This is a genomic window from Zoogloea oryzae (assembly GCF_030161255.1).
Lineage (GTDB): Bacteria > Pseudomonadota > Gammaproteobacteria > Burkholderiales > Rhodocyclaceae > Zoogloea > Zoogloea oryzae.
Genome location: NZ_BSPX01000042.1, coordinates 22,755 through 40,905 on the forward strand (window position 1 = coordinate 22,755; position 18,151 = coordinate 40,905).

At 67.6% G+C, this 18,151-nt stretch carries 17 protein-coding genes and 1 other RNA gene; 4 read left to right on the plus strand and 14 right to left on the minus strand.

The features are described 5' to 3' along the window. Positions 1-3: 3 nt before the first annotated feature. From murG to QQK25_RS14080, 12 genes are all read right to left on the minus strand, one after another. Positions 4-1,062, minus strand: a complete 1,059-nt coding sequence (gene murG, locus QQK25_RS14025) for an undecaprenyldiphospho-muramoylpentapeptide beta-N-acetylglucosaminyltransferase (protein WP_284188476.1) — start codon at positions 1,060-1,062, stop codon at positions 4-6. An 82-nt stretch (positions 1,063-1,144) separates the two neighbouring features. Further along, complete coding sequence (gene ftsW / locus QQK25_RS14030; RefSeq protein ID WP_284188477.1) at positions 1,145-2,380, minus strand: putative lipid II flippase FtsW; 1,236 nt, start codon at positions 2,378-2,380, stop codon at positions 1,145-1,147. Beyond that, complete coding sequence (gene murD / locus QQK25_RS14035; protein ID WP_284188478.1) at positions 2,377-3,768, minus strand: UDP-N-acetylmuramoyl-L-alanine--D-glutamate ligase; 1,392 nt, start codon at positions 3,766-3,768, stop codon at positions 2,377-2,379. Before murD ends, ftsW begins: the two co-directional genes overlap by 4 nt. A 6-nt stretch (positions 3,769-3,774) precedes the next feature. After that, positions 3,775-4,863 carry a phospho-N-acetylmuramoyl-pentapeptide-transferase gene (mraY, locus tag QQK25_RS14040; protein ID WP_284188479.1) on the minus strand — a complete coding sequence of 363 codons (1,089 nt, stop codon included), beginning with the start codon at positions 4,861-4,863 and terminating at the stop codon, positions 3,775-3,777. Positions 4,864-4,925: 62 nt separating this feature from the next. Beyond that, on the minus strand, positions 4,926-6,302 hold the full coding sequence (locus QQK25_RS14045; protein WP_284188480.1) for a UDP-N-acetylmuramoyl-tripeptide--D-alanyl-D-alanine ligase: 1,377 nt from the start codon (positions 6,300-6,302) through the stop codon (positions 4,926-4,928). Next, the gene (locus tag QQK25_RS14050) at positions 6,299-7,816 is read right to left on the minus strand and encodes a UDP-N-acetylmuramoyl-L-alanyl-D-glutamate--2,6-diaminopimelate ligase (protein ID WP_284188481.1); all 1,518 of its coding nucleotides are present in this window, start codon (positions 7,814-7,816) and stop codon (positions 6,299-6,301) included. The genes QQK25_RS14045 and QQK25_RS14050 overlap by 4 nt, the downstream gene beginning before the upstream one ends. Beyond that, on the minus strand, positions 7,813-9,564 hold the full coding sequence (locus tag QQK25_RS14055; RefSeq protein ID WP_284188482.1) for a peptidoglycan D,D-transpeptidase FtsI family protein: 1,752 nt from the start codon (positions 9,562-9,564) through the stop codon (positions 7,813-7,815). Before QQK25_RS14055 ends, QQK25_RS14050 begins: the two co-directional genes overlap by 4 nt. Continuing rightward, positions 9,561-9,827, minus strand: a complete 267-nt coding sequence (ftsL, locus tag QQK25_RS14060; protein ID WP_153161995.1) for a cell division protein FtsL — start codon at positions 9,825-9,827, stop codon at positions 9,561-9,563. The genes QQK25_RS14055 and ftsL overlap by 4 nt, the downstream gene beginning before the upstream one ends. Position 9,828: 1 nt before the next feature. Next, positions 9,829-10,758, minus strand: coding sequence for a 16S rRNA (cytosine(1402)-N(4))-methyltransferase RsmH (gene rsmH / locus QQK25_RS14065; protein WP_284188483.1), 930 nt, complete (start codon positions 10,756-10,758; stop codon positions 9,829-9,831). Beyond that, positions 10,755-11,201: a division/cell wall cluster transcriptional repressor MraZ gene (gene mraZ, locus QQK25_RS14070; RefSeq protein WP_153161993.1), complete on the minus strand. Its 447-nt coding sequence runs from the start codon at positions 11,199-11,201 to the stop codon at positions 10,755-10,757. The genes rsmH and mraZ overlap by 4 nt, the downstream gene beginning before the upstream one ends. A 362-nt stretch (positions 11,202-11,563) precedes the next feature. Further along, positions 11,564-11,956, minus strand: an RNA gene (gene rnpB, locus QQK25_RS14075) — RNase P RNA component class A. Between the two features lie 44 nt (positions 11,957-12,000). Further along, entirely contained in the window at positions 12,001-12,426 is a 426-nt protein-coding gene (locus QQK25_RS14080) for a hypothetical protein (protein ID WP_284188484.1), read from the minus strand. Positions 12,427-12,639: 213 nt separating this feature from the next. On the opposite strand from QQK25_RS14080, the gene QQK25_RS14085 reads away from it, so the two are divergent. From QQK25_RS14085 to QQK25_RS14100, 4 genes are all read left to right on the plus strand, one after another. Further along, positions 12,640-13,224, plus strand: coding sequence for a hypothetical protein (locus QQK25_RS14085; RefSeq protein WP_284188485.1), 585 nt, complete (start codon positions 12,640-12,642; stop codon positions 13,222-13,224). Continuing rightward, a complete protein-coding gene (locus QQK25_RS14090; RefSeq protein WP_284188486.1) occupies positions 13,221-13,754 on the plus strand; it encodes a hypothetical protein in 534 nt (177 codons plus the stop codon). The genes QQK25_RS14085 and QQK25_RS14090 overlap by 4 nt, the downstream gene beginning before the upstream one ends. Positions 13,755-13,835: 81 nt before the next feature. Then, entirely contained in the window at positions 13,836-14,999 is a 1,164-nt protein-coding gene (locus QQK25_RS14095) for a UbiH/UbiF family hydroxylase (RefSeq protein ID WP_284188487.1), read from the plus strand. Between the two features lie 34 nt (positions 15,000-15,033). After that, positions 15,034-15,762: a DsbC family protein gene (locus QQK25_RS14100; protein WP_284188488.1), complete on the plus strand. Its 729-nt coding sequence runs from the start codon at positions 15,034-15,036 to the stop codon at positions 15,760-15,762. A 67-nt stretch (positions 15,763-15,829) separates the two neighbouring features. Here QQK25_RS14100 and QQK25_RS14105 read toward each other — a convergent pair whose 3' ends face one another. Both QQK25_RS14105 and mltA read right to left on the minus strand, forming a co-directional pair. Further along, on the minus strand, positions 15,830-16,669 hold the full coding sequence (locus QQK25_RS14105) for an EAL domain-containing protein (RefSeq protein ID WP_284188489.1): 840 nt from the start codon (positions 16,667-16,669) through the stop codon (positions 15,830-15,832). A 470-nt stretch (positions 16,670-17,139) separates the two neighbouring features. Then, positions 17,140-18,151 (minus strand): murein transglycosylase A (mltA, locus tag QQK25_RS14110; RefSeq protein ID WP_438696441.1); only part of this gene is annotated, 1,012 nt, incomplete at its 5' end.

Below are 18,151 nucleotides of genomic sequence, written 5' to 3' on the forward strand. Positions count from 1 at the left end.
CCTTTAAGCAGCGAGCCCGGCGCAGACATCCGCGACGCGGGCCGTGGCGTCCGGCTTGGCGCATCCGCGGGCCTTGACCGCCATGGCCAGCAGGCGCTCGCGATTCATTTGCTGCAGCAGCGCGGCAAGGCGCTGCGGCGTGAGTTCGGTTTGCGGCATCAGCACCGCCCCGCCGGCCTCGGCGAGGAAACGGGCATTGCCGGTCTGGTGGTCGTCCACCGCGTGGGGATAGGGCACCAGCACGCTGGCCACACCGGCAGCGGCGAGCTCGGCCACCGTGAGGGCGCCGGCCCGGCAGATCACCAGATCGGCGTCGGCGTAGCGGTCGGCCATGTCGTCGATGAAGGGCAGCAGTTCGCCGTCCACATGGGCGGCCTGATAGCCCGCGCGCAGGGCGTCGATCTGCTTGGTGCCGGCCTGGTGGGTGACCTGCGGCCGCTCTGCCGGATCGATCAGCGCCAGGGCCTGGGGCACGGTCTCGTTGAGGGCCGCGGCGCCAAGGCTGCCACCGACCACCAGCACCCGCAGCGGGCCCGTGCGGCCGGCGAAACGCTCGGTCGGCGGATCCACGGCGGTGATGTCGGCGCGCACCGGGTTGCCCAGCCACTCGCCTTTCTTCAGCACATCGGGAAAGCCGGTGACGACCCGATCGGCCACGCCGGCCAGCACCTTGTTGGCGAGGCCGGCGACGGAATTCTGTTCATGCACCACCACCGGACGCCCAAGCAAGGACGCCATCATCCCGCCTGGAAAGGTGACGTAGCCGCCCATCCCGAGCACCACATCGGGCTTCACGCGGCGGATCTGGGCAAAAGCCTGGGCAAAGCCCCGCAGCAGGTTGAGCGGCAGCAGCAGCTTGCGCAGCAGGCCCTTGCCACGCAGAGCAGCAAAGCGCACCCAGGCGACTTCGTAGCCGCTGGCCGGCACGATGCGGGCTTCCATCCCTTCCGGATTGCCCATCCACACCACCTTCCAGCCGCGATCGCGCAGGGCGTCCGCGACGGCGAGGCCAGGGTAGATGTGGCCGCCAGTGCCGCCGGCCATGACCATCAGCGTGGGCATCAGGCGCTGCCTCCGCATTTCACGAGATTTTGACTCCGCGTCGCCGCAAGCGAGCTTGCGACGCTCCGTCGAAACAGACAAATCATGCGCTGCCTCCGCGCATGATTTGTCTGTTTTCCCAATCGATCCGCAGCAGGATGGCCAGCGCGACGCAGTTGGCCAGAATGCCGGAACCGCCAAAGCTCATCAGCGGAAGGGTCAGGCCCTTGGTGGGCAGCAGGCCCATGTTCACGCCCATGTTGATGAAGGACTGCACGCCCAGCCAGATGCCGATGCCCTGGGCGACCAGCGCGGCGTAGGTGCGCTCCAGCGTGACGGCCTGCTTGCCGATGGCGAAGGCGCGCTGGATCAGGATGGCGAACATCACCACCACCGCCACCACGCCGGCAAAACCGAGCTCTTCGGCGATCACCGCCAGCAGGAAGTCGGTATGGGCTTCGGGCAGGTAGAACAGCTTTTCGATGCTTCCGCCAAGGCCCACCCCGAACCACTCGCCCCGCCCGAAGGCGATGAGCGCGTGGGACAGCTGGTAGCCCTTGCCGTAGGCGTCCTGCCACGGATCCATGAAACCCAGGATGCGCTGGCGGCGGTATTCGGAGAAGGTAATCAGCAGCACGAAGCCGATCGCCGCGACGACCGCCAGCAGCACGAACAGACGCACGTTGATGCCACCCAGGAAGAGCACGCCGAAGGCGATGGCGGTGATCACCACGAAGGCGCCGAAGTCCGGCTCTTTAAGGAGCAGGAAGCCGACGAACAGGATCACCCCGGCCATGGGCATGAAGCCCTGCTTGAAGCTGCCCATCAGCGGCAGCTTGCGGGTGGTGTAGTCGGCGGCGTAGAGGGCGGCGAACAGCTTCATCAGCTCGGACGGCTGGAGATTCACCACGCCCAGCGGCAGCCAGCGGCGGGCGCCGTTCACGTCACGACCCACGTGGGGGATCAGCACGATGAGCAGCAGCACCACGCCGGCGATGAACAGCCACGGCGCCATCTCCTGCCACGCACGCATGGGAATCTGGAAGGCCACCACTCCCGCGATCACACCGATAGCCAGGAAGACCGCGTGCCGCACCAGAAAGTAGGCCGGCTGGTGGCCGAACATGCGGCTGCCTTCGGCGGTGGCGATCGATGCGGAGAAGACCATCACCAGCCCCAGCAGGAGCAGCGCGGCCGCCGACCAGATCAGCCACGGGTCGAGCTCGCGGGGCTGGCCGAGGGGCTGCATCAGACGGCCGACGGCGCGGCTCGTCACCGGCGCGGCGCTGTCTTCCGCGTGGCGGGCGAGAAAACCGGAGATGGCGGCGGCGAGCTTCATACGGGGCGGACGTCGGGCAGGCGCTTGACCGCGTCGATGAAGACCTGGGCGCGGTGGGCGTAGTTGCGGAACATGTCGAGGCTGGCGCAGGCCGGAGAGAGCAGCACCACGTCGCCCGCCTGGGCGCGGGCGTTGGCTTCGAGCACGGCGGCGTCCATGTCGGCGGCGTGGATCAGCGGCACGCCACAGCCCTCCACCGCGGCCTGGATGGTGGCGGCGTCGCGGCCGATCAGCACCACGGCGCGGGCGTAGCGGGCGAAGGCGTCCTTCAGGGGCGAGAAATCCTGGCCCTTGCCATCACCGCCGGCGATCAGCACCACCTTGCGGCGCAGGCCTTCGAGGGCCGCCACGGTGGCACCCACATTGGTGCCCTTGGAGTCGTCGTAGTAGATGACACCGTCGGCCCGCTCGGCCACCGGTTCGACCCGGTGCGGCAGACCGCGGAAGGCCTTGAGGGCGGCGATCAGCGGTGCGCGGGGCAGACCGGCGGCTTCGCACAGGGCCAGCGCCGCCAGCGCGTTGGCCACGTTGTGGCTGCCGGCGAGCTGCATGTCGGCGCGGCGCAGGAGCTTTTCGGCGCCACGGGCGAGCCATTCGCCGTCGTCGGCGTGCAGCGTGCCGAAATCGTCGGCGCCGGCCGGCGCGTCGATGCCGAAGGTGAACACCCGACGGCCCGACAATGCCATGGCCTTGACGCGGGCGTCCTCGCGGTTGAGCACCTGCACGCCCGCGCCGTGGAACACGGCAGCCTTTGCGGCGGCGTATTCGTCGAGCCCGGCGTAGCGGTCGAGGTGGTCGTCGGTGACATTGAGCACCGTGGCCGACGCAGCAGCCAGCGGCGGCAGGGTTTCGAGCTGGAAGCTGGAGAGTTCGAGCACCCACATCTGCGGCAGCGGCTGGCCGGCATCGAGCCGGGCGAGCAGCACGTCCAGCGCAGCCGGGCTGATGTTGCCGGCGACCACGCCATCGACACCCGCCGCCTTGACCATCTCGCCGGCCAGGGTGGTGGTGGTGGTCTTGCCGTTGGTGCCGGTGATGGCGATGACGCGGGTCTGATCCCACGCGCCAAGGCTTTGCAGGGCTTCGACGAACAGGGTCATCTCGCCGATGACCGGGATGCCGAGCCGGTGGGCGGCATCGATGAGCGGCTGACGCGGATCGAGCCCCGGGCTGATGGCCACGCGGCTCACCCCATCCATCAGCGCCTCGGAGAAAGCGCCGGTGACGATCTCCGCCGCGGGCGCATCGGCGCGCAGGCGATCCACGCCCGGCGGCGTCTCGCGGGAATCCGCCACCCGCAGCGCCATGCCCTGACGGGCGAGCCAGCGGGCCATGGCCAGGCCGGATTCGCCGAGGCCGAGGACGAGAGTGAGATCAGCGTTTGCCATCGTCGCTCACCGCAGCTTGAGGGTGGATAGGCCGAACAGCACGAGCATGATCGTGATGATCCAGAAGCGGACCACGACCTGCGTTTCCTTCCAGCCGCCGAGCTCGTAGTGGTGGTGCAGCGGCGCCATCCGGAAGATGCGCTTGCCGCCGGTGTACTTGAAGTACAGCACCTGGACCATCACCGACATGGCCTCGGCCACGAACAGGCCGCCCATGATGAAGAGCACGATTTCCTGGCGCACGATAACGGCGATGGTGCCCATCGCGGCACCCAGCGCCAGCGCGCCCACGTCACCCATGAAGACTTCGGCCGGGTAGGCGTTGAACCACAGGAAGCCGAGGCCGGCGCCGGCGATCGCGCCGCAGATCACCGCCAGCTCGCCGGCACCCGGGATGTAGGGAACGCCGAGGTACTTCGAGAAACCCATGTGACCGGCCACGTAGGCGAAGATCGCCAGCGCGGCGCTGACCATCACCGTCGGCATGATCGCCAGACCGTCGAGGCCGTCGGTGAGGTTGACCGAGTGGCTGGTGCCGTTGATGACGAAGTAGGTCAGCACGATGAAGCCGAACACGCCCAGCGGGTAGGACACCGCCTTGAAGAAGGGCACGATCAGTTCGAGCTGGGCCGGCAGCGTGGCGGTCAGACCAAGGAAGCTTGCCGCCGCCAGCGCGATGGCGGACGTCCAGAAGTACTTCCAGCGGCTCGCCAGCCCCTTCGGATCGCGATAGACCACCTTGCGCCAGTCATCCACCCAGCCGACAGCACCGAAGCCGAGGGTGACGAACAGCACGACCCACACGTACTTGTTGCGCAGATCGCCCCACAGCAGGGTGGTGAGGACAATGCAGATCAGGATCAGCGCACCGCCCATGGTGGGCGTGCCGGCCTTGGTGAGGTGGGACTTGGGGCCGTCGTCGCGGACCGCCTGACCGATCTTCTTGGCGGCCAGCCAGCGGATCACCGGCGGGCCGAAGACGAGCGACAGCACCAGCGCGGTGCCGGCAGCCAGCACCGTGCGCAGCGTGATGTAGCCGAACACATTGAAAAAACGCGCATCCTTGCCGAGCCACAGGGCCAGTTCAAGCAGCATGGTGTTCCCCCGGGTTCATTGCGGAAGAAACTGCAGCCAAGCCGGTACAACACAAACTCATCTCAAGCCTTCTCCGCAATGGCGTCCACGACCCGTTCCATCTTCATGAAACGCGAGCCCTTGACGAGCACCACGGTGTCTTCGTTCAGTTCCGCCTTCACCGCTGCGACGAGATCGTCGAGCTTGTTGAAGTGGCGGCCACCTTCTCCGAAGTTGCGCGCCGCAACCTCGCTCATCTCACCCAGCCCGAACAGGAAATCGACGCCCTCGCTCTTCGCGTAGCCGCCGATCTCGTCGTGGTACTGGAAACTCTGTTCACCAATCTCGCCCATGTCGCCGATCACGAGGATCTTGCGGCCGGGGGTGGCGGCCAGCACCGCGATGCCAGCGCGCATCGAATCGGGGTTGGCGTTGTAACTGTCGTCGATGACCACCGCGCCGCCGAGGCCCTTGCGCAGATGCAGGCGACCCGGCGTGCCGGTATAGCCGCCCAGGCCTTCGGCCACCGCCGCCAGCGAGACACCCGCGGCCAGACAGGCAGCCGCTGCCGCCAGGGCGTTGCGGACGTTGTGCTTGCCGGGCACGTTGAGGCGGAACTTCGCTTCGCCCTGGGGCGAGGCCAGCACGATGTCGCTGGAAAAACCGTGGCTGGTGCAGCGGGCCGTCACGTCGGCATCGGCCGACAGGCCGAAGGTGAGCGTGCGGCGCCCGGCGTTGAGGGCCTTCCAGTAGCCGGCGAAGGCGTCGTCGGCATTGACCACCGCCACGCCGTCGGACGACAGGCCTTCGTAGATCGCACCCTTCTCGCGGGCCACTTCGTTCACGCTGCCCATGCCCTGCAGGTGGGCGCGCTGGGCGTTGTTCACCAGCGCCACGGTGGGCCGGGCCAGGTGCGTGAGATAGCCGATCTCGCCGGGGTGGTTCATGCCCATCTCGATCACCGCCGCGCGGTGGTTGCCGGACAGGCGCAGCAGCATCAGCGGCAGGCCGATGTCGTTGTTCAGGTTGCCCTTGGTGGCGAGCACCGCCAACTCGGGGTCGAAGCCGTCGATGCGTGCCTGGGCGCGCAGGATGGCGGCGCACATTTCCTTCACCGAGGTCTTGCCATTGCTGCCGGTCACGCCGATCAGCGGCAGGCTGAAGCCGGCACGCCAGCTGGCGGCCAGGCGGCCAAGGCCGAGGCGGGTGTCGTCCACCACCAGCAGCGGCAGCGGAACCGGATTGGCCGCCGCCCACGCCCGGTCGACCATCGCCGCCACGGCGCCCTGGGCGGCCACGGCGGAGAGGAATTCGTGGCCGTCGAAGCGGTCGCCGCGCAGGGCGATGAACAGCTGGCCGGGCTGGATGGCCCGGGAGTCGGTACTGACCGACATGAACGCGACGTTGCCGCCGACAGCGGTGCCGTCCGTGGCCAGCGCGGCTTCCTGGAGATCCATCATGACAGTTCTCCCTGGGCGTCGTTCCAGGCTTCGAGGGCGTCGCGGGTCTGATCCACGTCCGAGAACGGGTGACGCACGCCGTTGATCTCCTGATAGGGTTCGTGGCCCTTGCCGGCGATGACGATCACGTCGTCGGGCGCGGCGGCGAGGATCGCGCCGCGTATCGCGTCAGCGCGGTCGGCGATGATCTCGACGTCGGCACGGGCGCCAGCGGCGACTTCACGCAGAATTGCCAGTGGGTCTTCGCCGCGGGGGTTGTCGCTGGTGAGCACGACCTTGTCGGCCAGGCGGCTGGCCACTTCGCCCATCAGCGGGCGCTTGCCGGGGTCCCGGTCGCCACCGCAGCCGAACACGCAGGTCAGGCTGCCGCCACGGGCCTCGACGGTGGCGCGGATGGCGGTGAGCACCTGCTCGAGCGCGTCGGGCGAATGGGCGTAATCGACCACCACCAGCGGATCCCCGATGCCGCCGAGGGTCTGCATCCGGCCCACCGGCGGGGTGAGGTCTTCGGCGACGGTGGCGGCTTCCTCGAGGCTGAAGCCCGAGGCCATCAGGGTGCCGATCACCGCCAGCAGGTTGGAGACGTTGAACTGCCCCACCAGATTGGGGCTCAGGTCGGCCGACTCGTTTCCGCTGCGGGCCGTGAAGCGCACGCCGGCCGCAGTGGTGGTGAGGCGGTCGGCGAGGACCAGCCGATTGACCGGGGCGGCGTCGGCATTGCTGGCGACCAGGGTGTAGCCGATCACCTGAATGCCGCTGCCGGCCAGGCGCCGGGCCTGCTCCATGCCGAAGCGGTCGTCGAGATTAAGCACCGCGGCCTTGAGGCCCGGCATGTCGAACAGGCGGGCCTTGGCGGCGCCGTAGTTCTCCATGTTGCCGTGGTAGTCGAGGTGGTCGCGGGTGAGGTTGGTGTGCACCGCCACGTCGAAGTGCAGCCCGTTGAGGCGCTCCTGATCGAGGCCGATGGACGACACCTCCATCGCCGCCACGTCGGCCTTGGCGGCGCGGAACTCGGCGAGGGTCTGGTGCAGGGTGAGGCTGTCGGGCGTGGTGTTGACACTGGCCTTCAGCGCGCCCGGAAAACCGATGCCGAGGGTGCCGATCACGCCACACTTGCGCCCCAGGGCGGCAAACGCGCGGGACAGCCACTGGGTGACCGACGTCTTGCCGTTGGTGCCGGTCACGCCGACAAGCCACAGGGCTTCGGACGGACGGCCGCAGACTTCGTTGGCCAGATGTCCGGCCAGCGAGGCGAGACCAGCGACAGCGACATTGGGAACCTGCAGGGAATCGTCCCACACGTGGCCGTCGCGCTCCCACAGGACGGCGGCGGCACCGGCATGGACGGCATCGACGATGAAGCGGCGACCATCGACCCGATGCCCCGGACAGGCCAGGAAGACATCGCCGGCGCACACCTTGCGGGAATCGAGGCACAGCTGGGTAACTTCCACCCCGGCGGCAGCCAGTTGGGCGAGCAGGTCCTGGGCCTGCTGGCGGGCACTCACGCTCACATGGCCTCCCGGACGGGGGTGACGCCCTGACGGGCAACCTGCAGCGGCTTGAGGGGCGCATCCGGCGCCACACCGAGGGTGCGCAGCGCACCGCCCGTCACCTGGGCGAACACCGGCGCGGCCACGTCGCCGCCGTAGTGCTTGCCGTTGGTGGGCTCGTCAATCATCACGGCGACGATCAGGCGCGGATCGGAGATCGGGGCGATGCCCACGAACGAGGCCACGTAACGGTTGGCGTAACGGCCGCCGACGAGTTTCATCGCGGTGCCGGTCTTGCCGCCGACGCGGTAGCCCGGCACGTTGGCCTGCTGGGCGGTGCCGCCCGGCTGGACGACCATCTCGAGCATCTGGCGCACCTCGCGGGCGGTCTGCGGAGCGAACACGCGGGAGCCATGCACCGGCGGCGTATCCAGACGCGACAGGGACAAGGGCACGATGTCACCGTCTCGGGCGAACACCTGGTAGGCGTTGGCGATCTGCATCAGGCTGACCGACATGCCGTGGCCGTAGGACATGGTGGCCTGCTCGATCGGGCGCCAGCTCTTGGCGGGACGCAAGCGGCCGCCGACTTCACCCGGAAAGCCCAGCTTGAGCGGCGAGCCGAAGCCGAGATCGTCGAACATCTTCCACATGGTTTCCGGCGGGAAGCTCAGGGCCATCTTGGCCGCGCCGATGTTGGACGATTTCTGGATCACCTGGGCGACGGTGAGGGCACCATGAGGGTGAGCGTCGGAGATCGTCGCGGAACCGATGGTCATCCGGCCCGGCGCGCAGTTGATGATGGTGTTGGCGGTGACCTTGCCCTTTTCAAGCGCCAGCGCGGCGGTGAAGGGCTTCATCGTCGAGCCCGGCTCAAAGGTGTCCGTCAGGGCACGGTTGCGCAGCTGGTCGCCGGTGAGCTTGACGCGGTTGTTCGGGTTGTAGGTAGGCGCGTTGGCCAGGGCGAGGATCTCGCCAGTCTTGGCGTCGATCACCACCACGCCACCGGCCTTGGCCTTGTGGTCGGTCATCGCCTGCTTGAGGGCTGCGTGGGCGAGGTACTGGATCTTGTTGTCGATGGACAGGGCGACTTCCCTGCCGTCCTGGGGCAGGCGGATCGACTGGACGTCCTCGACCACGTTGCCGCGGCGGTCCTTGACGACCCGGCGGGAGCCCGGCTTGCCGGCCAGCGAAGGCTCGAAGGCGAGCTCGATGCCCTCCTGACCCTTGTCGTCCACGCCGGTGAAGCCCAGCACGTGGGCCATCACCTCGCCACCCGGGTAGAAGCGGCGGTATTCGCGCTGATCGTGGACGCCCGGCAGCTTGAGGGCGGCGATGCGATCGGCAAGCTCGGGCGAGACCTGCCGCTTGAGATAGACGAAGTCCTTCTCGACACCCAGCTTCTGGTTCAGATCCTGCACCGGCATCTCGAGCAGAGCAGCCAGCTGACGGGTCTGGGACGGATTCAGGCGGGCGTCTTCCGGGATCGCCCAGATCGACTTGACCGGCGACGACACGGCGAGCACGTCGCCCTGGCGGTCGGTGATCTTGCCGCGGGTGGCAGGCACCTCGAGCACGCGGGCGTAGCGGGATTCACCCTTGGCCTGCAGGAACTGCTCGTTCACGCCCTGCAGGTAAGCCGCGCGGCCCACCAGCGCCACCGAGCCGCCCAGCAGGCATAGCAGGACGAAACGCGGCCGCCACGCCGGAAGCTCCGAGCGCAGCAGCGGATTGTGATTGAAGGTGACGCCCTTCTTGGCCTTTTTCATGGCCGCTCCTCGATGGCGATGATCTGCCCGGGCAGAGGCGGGCGCATCGCGAGTTTTTCGCGAGCGAGTTTTTCGATACGGGCGTGAGCCGCCCAGGTGCTTTGTTCCAGTTGCAGCTGGCCCCACTCGACCTCCAGCTGCTGGGAGCGCTGCTGCTCACGCTCGACGGCAGCGTAGAGCTTGCGGGCCTGGTGCTGGGATGCCACCACGCCGAGGCTGCTCGCCACCACCAGCATCACGAGGAATCCGGTCAGACGCGCCATGTCAGTCCGCCTGCCTTTCGGCGATGCGCATCACGGCGCTGCGGGAGCGCGGGTTGGCGGCGATCTCCTCGTCGGACGGACGCACCTGCTTGCCGACCAGCCCGAGCTTGGGCCTGGGCATGTCGGCCGCGCGCACCGGCAGCCGCGCAGGAAGCTGCGGCGGCCGCGACTCGTCGCGCATGAAGCGCTTGACGATGCGGTCCTCGAGGGAGTGAAAGCTGATCACCACCAGACGGCCTCCGGCCGCCAGTGCTGCCACAACCTGCGGCAGGACTAGCGACAGCTCCTCAAGCTCTTGATTGACGAAAATCCGAAGAGCCTGGAAGGTGCGCGTCGCAGGGTGCTGGCCCGGCTCGCGCTTCCAGACCGTCGCTTCCACGATCGCGGCAAGCTGTCCAGTGGTTGCGACATGCCCCCCTGACCGAGCAGCAACAATCGCCTTTGCAATCTCATAAGCAAACCGTTCTTCACCGTATTCCCTCAGTACCCGGGTTATGTCGGCGACCGGCGCTTCTGCCAGCCACTCCGCCGCGGTCATCCCGCGGGTCGTATCCATTCGCATGTCGAGCGGCGCATCAAAGCGAAAACTCATGCCCCGCCCGGCTTCATCCAGTTGAGGGGACGACACCCCCAGATCCAGCAGGACGCCGTCCACCTTCTCCACACCCCGCTCGGCCAGCGCCTCGGCAAAATCCGAGAACGGCGCATGGACGAGTTCAAAACGCCCGTCACCGATCGCCTCGCCGGCGGCAATCGCCTGCGGATCGCGATCAAAGGCGATGAGCCGGCCCTCCGGCCCCAACTGGGCCAGGATCGCCCGGCTATGCCCGCCGCGACCAAAAGTGCCGTCCACGTAAACGCCGTCCGGCTTGATCGCCAGCGCTTCCACCGCCTCTTTCAGCAGCACCGTGATGTGCGGTGCGGTACTCACAGCGGCAGGTTTTCCCAACCGGCGGGCATGAGATCCGTGCCCAGGGCGAAGATCGCCTCCTGCTGTTTCTGCCAGCCCGCATCCGACCACAACTCGAAGTGATCGCCCTGCCCCACCAGATGCACCTGCTTTTCCAGCTGCGCAAAGCCGCGCAGCTCGGGCGCGATCAGCACGCGGCCGGCCGAATCCATCTGTTCATCGCGGGCGAAACCCACGAGCAGACGCTTGAGCAGGGCGGAACGCTGATCGAGGCTCGAGCCGGCAAGCACCTTGTCGCGGATCGGCCCCCAGGCGGGAGCGGGATAGATCAGGAGGCAGCGGTGGGGATGCGCGGTGAGGATCAACTCGTTTCCGGCCAGCTCGGCGAGCGCGTCCCGATGCCGCGCCGGAATCGCCAGGCGACCCTTCGCATCGAGACTGAGCGCCGCTGCGCCTTGAAACATTGAAGACCCCACTTTCCAACCCCGACGAACCGGAAAAACTCACTTTTTCCCACTTTCGTCCACTTCGTCCCACTTTAGAGCAAAAAAAATACCCGGTCAAGTTGGGTCCAGAGCAAATCTCTTTTCGCCACAAGCACTTAGGAATTGGACGGGGTTGTGTAGGAAATCCGCTTACAAATCAACGTCAGTAGCGAGGATTGCAAAAGTTGAGGATGAATTCACAGCTCCTGCGCCCGCCCGAAAGGCAGCCGAAAGGCTTTCAGGCACTGGAGCGCAAAAGAGTGTTTCGCACCAAGGCCTGGCGCGAAAAAAGTCTCAATCGTGGAGAAAAGCGGAGGAAACGAAAAAAACGTGTGGCGAAGTGGGGAAGTCCGCCGATAAGCCGGGTTCTGTCGAGCGGACCGGTCCGAAAACCAGCCCGCCGGGCAATCATTCCTCTGGTCGACGCGTTGCCGCGCCGCTCAAGCAGCCTACCCGGGGACTCAGCGAGCAGCCTCAACGTCCCCCTATTTGGCCTTGCCCCGGATGGGGTTTACCGTGCCGTCCGTGTCACCACGTCCGCGGTGGGCTCTTACCCCACCGTTTCACCCTTGCCTGATCCGCCCGGAGGCGGCCATCGGCGGTCTGCTCTCTGTTGCACTTTCCGTCGCTTTGGCCCGAAGGCGTATGGCGCCCGGCCGTTAGCCGGCATCCTGCTCTGCGGGGCCCGGACTTTCCTCGATGCGCGAACGCACCGCGACTGCCTGGCGAACTTCCCGGCGCGGAGTATAGCCGCTTCAGCCGGCAAAAGCCCGCCGTGTCACTCCGGGTCGCGCAGCTCGGCGGCGCGGGAGACCACCTCGTCAATCACGCAGTCGAGGCGCGAATAGAACGACGGGCTGCTGGAATCTCCCCAGGCAGTAAGGGAATCGCCCACCGAGATGCCAACCTCGAGCTCGCCGCAGCCGTCCGCACTGGCAAGCCCGGGCAGGCGGCCGGCGACCCGCCGACCAAGACGCCCGCCCCCCTTGAAGACTACCACCACGTCGCTGGTCCTGGGATCGACACCCAGGCTGCGGACGCCCATCGCACGAAGCGCAGGGCCGTGCTGAACCTCGACCTTCGCGGCCATGACGGGGTCGCTGCGACGCCGATCGACCGGCTGATCCACCTGCAGGTAGAGCACAATGCCCACTGCAAGAAGGATCAGCACCCCGAGGGCGATGACGAGTTTGCGGACGTCCATAAAATGCCAAAAACAGCAAAAATAACATTATTGCGCACTTTGCATCTCGATTCATCCGAGCGACGAAAGGCTGCGTGATAAAAATGGACCTGTAAGCAATTCTTGCCGCAGCTGGCTTCCGTCGCACCCCGTTACGAGTTGCGCAGACAGGCACTTACACGGCAACGAAGGCGGTGCTGCAATGATGCATATAAACGACAGGAGTTCCGCGCGATGAAAAGTCCGTTTTGCCGATCGACGCCGCTCGCCCGACGGGCACTGCTCGCGGCACTCCTCACGGCGGGCACGGCCGCCGCCATTCCGGCTCACGCCGACCGTGGCGGGCGCTTCCGTGGCGGCCCGGGCTGGGGTCCGGCACCACGAGTATGGGTCAGCCCGCACCATCACGGCGGCTTCAACGGGTGGTGGATCGTCGGCGCCCCGTGGGTGTTCTACCCCCCCTATTACAGCCCACCGCCCGTCGTTGTCCAGCAGGAAGCCCCCATCGTGCTGCCGGACCTGCCGCCAGCGCCCCAGAGCTGGTATTTCTGCGACAGCGCCCGCGCCTACTACCCCTACACCCAGACCTGCCCCGAAGGCTGGCGCAGCGTCCCGGCCACGCCGTCCGGCGAAAGCCAGGCAGCGCCACCCGCAGACGTCCAGAACTGGTACTACTGCGAGAGCGCCAAGGGCTACTACCCCTACGTCCAGCGCTGCCCCGAAAAATGGCGCCCGGTTCCTGCCCAACCCCAGGCAGCGCCTCAGGGCGCCACGCCGGCAGCCCCGACAACCGGCCCGGAAGGAGCTTCCAAACCATGAACACGCCCGACCGCCCGTCCCTTCTCTCCCGCCGCGCCCGGCTGCTGATGATCCCCCTCGCCCTGCTCGCCGGCTGCGCCAGCCTGCCCAGCGGCCCGCGGGTGGCGGTGATGCCCGCTCCCGGCAAGCCCCTCGATCTTTTCTCGATGGAAGACCGCCAGTGCCGCAATTACGCCGATCAGGCGATCGGCATCGCACCGCGGGACTCCGCCGCCCAGAACATGGTCGGCAGCGCCATCGTCGGCACCGCCATCGGAGCCGCGGTGGGCGGCCTTGCCGGCGGCAATCACGGCGCTGCCACCGGAGCGGCGGTCGGCATGGTCTCCCGCTCGGGCAGCGGCACCAGCCAGACCGCCTATGCCGGCGCCGACGCCCAGCGCCGCTACGACATCGCCTACCAGCAGTGCATGTACGCCAAGGGCAACCAGCTGCCGGGCTACGGCTACCGCGCCCCCGCGCCGGCGGCCACCGGCGGCGTGCCGCACTACTACCCGCCCCCGCCGCCGACCCCGGCGCTCCCGCCCCGGTAATCCGCTCCAGCCCGGCGGCATCCCGTCGCGGGTGACTTCCCCTGCGCCGTCCGGCACAATCCGGGGCGCAGGAGATCAGCCATGAAATTCGATGTACTCATCGTGGGCGCCGGACTTGCCGGCGCCGCCCTCGCCGCCGCACTTCGCGGCAGCAACCTGAAGGTCGGCATCGTCGAAACCCGCCCCCCGGCCCGCCCGGACGGCTGGGATGCGCGCATCTACGCGATCAGCCCGACCAACGTGGATTTCCTCTCCGCCATCGGCATCTGGCAGCACCTCGACCCGGCCCGCATGGCGCCGGTGTACGACATGGAGATCCACGGCGACGCCGGCGGCCGGCTCGATTTCTCGGCCTACGACAGCGGCCTGCGCGAGCTCGCCTGGATCCTCGAATCCAGCCTGATGCAGCTCGAGCTGTGGGAAACCGTCAAGCGCCAGCACAACGTCACCCTGATCTGCCCGGCCTCGCCAGCGGCCCTCGCCATCGACGACACTGCCGCGCGCCTCACCCTCACGGATGGCCGGCGTGTCGAGGCGAAGCTCGTGGTGGCCGCCGACGGCCGCGACTCGTGGGTGCGCCAGGCGGCCGGCATCGGCGCCCGCAACACGCCCTACGATGAAAAAGGCGTGGTCGCCAACTTCCGCTGCGAGAAGCCCCACCGCAACGCCGCCTTCCAGTGGTTCCGCCCGGACGGCGTGCTGGCCTATCTCCCGCTGCCCGACCAGCAGATGTCGATGGTGTGGTCCGCCCCGGACGCCCTCGCCGACGAGCTCGTCGCCCTGCCCCCCGAAGCCCTGTGCGCCCGGGTGGCCGAAGCCGGCGGCTACCGTCTCGGCAAGCTCGAACTCATCACGCCGGCCGCGGCCTTTCCGCTGCGCCTGATGCGCGTCGAGACCGCAGTGCGCCCGCGCCTCGCCCTCATCGGCGACGCCGCCCACGCGATCCATCCGCTGTCGGGCCACGGCATCAACCTGGGCTACCAGGACGCCCGCGTGCTGGCCGAACAGATCAAGGGCCTGCCCGCCTGGCGCGATCCGGGCGAGCTGCCGGTGCTGCGCGCCTACGCCCGCGCCCGCGCCGAGGAGACCGCCCTGCTGCAATACACCACCCACGGCCTCAACCGCCTGTTCAAGCCCGCCGACCCGATCCTCTCGGGGCTGCGCAACATTGGTCTGAACCTCACCAACAGCGTGCCTGTCCTACGCAATGCGCTGGTCCGCTACGCCATTGCCGGCCGCTTCTGAAACCCACTACACGCCGCCCCCTGGAGACACCCGGATGAAATTCCCCTTCGTACGCTCGCTGCTCGCGACCCTCTTCCTCGCAGCCGGCGTCGCCCATGCAGCCACCGACGAAGCCTCGGTCAAGAAGAACCTCGAAACCTTCGTGGGCGGCCCGGCCGTCGACAGCGTCAAGAAGACCCCTTACGGCGGGCTCTACGAAGTGGTGCTCAAGTCCGGCGAGCTGATCTACACCGACGCCACCGTGAGCTTCATCATCGACGGCAGCCTGATCGACGCCAAGACCCGCAAGAACGTCACCCAGGCGCGGATGGCCCAGCTGCTCAAGATCGACTTCGCCACCCTGCCCCTCGACCAGGCCATCAAGCAGGTGCGCGGCAACGGCAAGCGCGTCATCGCCAGCTTCGAAGACCCGAACTGCGGCTACTGCAAGCGCCTCGCAAAAGACATGCAGAGCCTCAAGGACGCCACCATCTACACCTTCCTGTACCCGATCCTGAGCCCGGACTCCACCGAGAAGTCGAAGAACATCTGGTGCGCCAAGGACCGGGCCACCGCCTGGAACGACTGGATGACCGCCGGCAAGGCGCCCGCCGCCGCCGCAGCCGGCTGCGACACCAGCGCCATCGACAAGAACGTGGCTCTCGGCCAGAAGATGAAGGTCTCGGGCACGCCCACCATCTTCACCGCCGACGGCAACCGTCTGCCCGGCGCCGTGCCCCTGGCGCAGCTCGACCAGGCCATGAACCAGGCCGCCGGCAAGTAAGCTCGGACGCCCCACGCAACGAGGGCTGCCCGCGGGCAGCCCTTTTGTTTGTGCCGATCCGATCGGATCAGGCCGCCGCCTGGGGCCGGCGCGGCCTCGGCACCGGCAGGCAGTGGGCGGCCGGTCGGCCCAGCAGATGGCCCTGCAGCCAGTCCACGCCAGCCTCCCGGGCCACGTCGCGCTGCAACGGGTTCTCGATGCACTGGCACACCACGCTCATGCCAAGACGACGAATCTCGGCGCTGAGTTCGGTCATCACCCGCTTGGCGAGGCTCAGGTGGCCGGCGTGGCCGATCAGGCTGCGGTCGAGCTTCACCACGTCGGGGGCCAGTTGCTCAAGCCTTTCGAGGTCGGAGGTGTGCCGCCCGAAGTTGTCGATGGCCACCCGGTAGCCACGCTCCCGGTATTCGGCGATCGCCGCGGCCAGCGGCGCGACAGGCTCGAAGCCGTCGTCGGAGAGCTCCAGCATCACCCTGTCGGAGGTCAGGCCGCAGCGGGCCAGCACCGTCTCGAACACATGGCCGTGGTGGTCGCGCACCGCGCGGATCAGCTGCGGATGCACATTGAGGGCCAGGAAGCCCCCGTGCTGCTCCCGCTCCAGCAAAAAATTGAGGGCATGCAGGGTGCGCGCCATGCGATCCAGGTGGACCAGCTCGGCATCGTCCCGAGCCTCCAGGAACACCGTCTGAGCCGGCGTGGCAGAAGCGCCCAGCACGTGCAGATGCGCCTCGTGCCCGGCCGGCTGGCTGCCAGCGCGCTCGACGATGGGCTGGAAGCGCGTCCCGAAGACCCGTCCGCCGAAGTGCATGCGCACCTGCCCGTCGACGAACCGGAAGCCCTCGTCCTCGCCACCGCGGACGAGCCGGTTGCGCTTGTTGAAGTAATGGACGAGTTCGGTAAGGGGCACGATGGTCTCCAGGATGCAGATTGGATGGCGACTGAGGTCAGGCGCCAGCTTCGCACGGTAGCGCGGGACACCGTGCGGGCAAACCATGAATTTACGAAAAACTTATTACAAATCTACGATCTACGCTCAGCCCTGCGCAAAAGAAACGCCCGCCCTGGGTTGGCTGGCGAGCCCCGATCAAGGCCCGGGCGCGGCGCGCGCAAGCCCGAGATCAAATCGCGCAAGTCCGACTTGGGACTTTCAAAGAAAGACGTGCGACTTCCCAAGTCGGACTTGGGATGCCCTAACCCGGACTTGGGCCATCCCAGCTCGGACATGCAGTTTTTCAAAGTCAGACTTCGGATGGCCCAAGTCTGACTTACGCGCGCCCAGGTAAAACTTGCAAAGCCCCAAATCCAATTTAGAACCGTTCAAGTATTTGTTGAGCGATTTCAAGTCGGCGCTTCGCAGGCCGAGCGCCGACATCGACCTCAGCGCGGCACCTGATCCCGCGGGTAGAGCACCCACATCTCGCCCTTCTGACGCATCCGCCCGGCCTGGGCCCCGGCTTCGGCGCCGAAGCCCCAGTAGAAGTCGCCGCGCACGCCGCCCTTGATCGCGGTGCCGGTGTCCTGGGCCAGCATCAGGCGGCGCAGGGGCTGGGTGCTGTTGGGCTGGGTGGTGGAGAGAAACACCGGCGCCCCCAGCGGAATGCTGCGCGGGTCCACCGCCAGGCTGCGCCCGTCGGTGAGGGGCTGGCCCAGGGCGCCCACCGGCCCGCCACCGTGATTGGCCACCTCGCGGAAGAACACGTAGCTGGGGTTGGCGTTGAGCATCTCCTGCAGGCGGCCGGGGTTGGCCCGCGCCCAGTTCTTGATGCCGTCCATCGAGGCTTGATCGATGCGCAGCTCGCCCTTGTCGGCCAGCCAGCGGCCGATGGAGTGGTAGGGATGGCCGTTGGTGTCGGCGTAAGCGATGCGCACGATGTTGCCGTCGGGCAGCTTCACCCGGCCCGAGCCCTGCACCTGCAGGAAGAACAGATCCACCGCGTCGTCGGCATACAGGATGGCCTTGGCCGCAAACTTGTCGGCCATCCGCGCCACCTCGGCGCGGGAGTAATAGGGCACCACCTTCTTGCCCACCAGCCGGCCGCGCAGGCGCTGGCCCTTGAGGTCGGGCAGCACCTCGCCCAGATCGATGGACAGCAGGTCGTCCGGGACGCCCAGCACCGGCCAGTTGTAGGCCCCGCCCTTGTGGCGGCTGCCGTTGATGAGGGGCTCGTAGTAGCCGGTGATGAGGCCTTCCTTGGTGCCGTCCGGGTTGCTCACCCGCCACGGGGTGAAGCGCGACTCGAAGAAATTGCGCACCGCCGACGCGCTCGGCCGCTCGCCCAGCCCGCGGGCCGCCTCGCAACTGGCGGCCCACACCGCCTGTCGGCCGATGGCCCGGCACGACGCCAGGAAGGCCGGCCAGGCCTCGTCGATGGCGTCGCCGCTCCAGCCC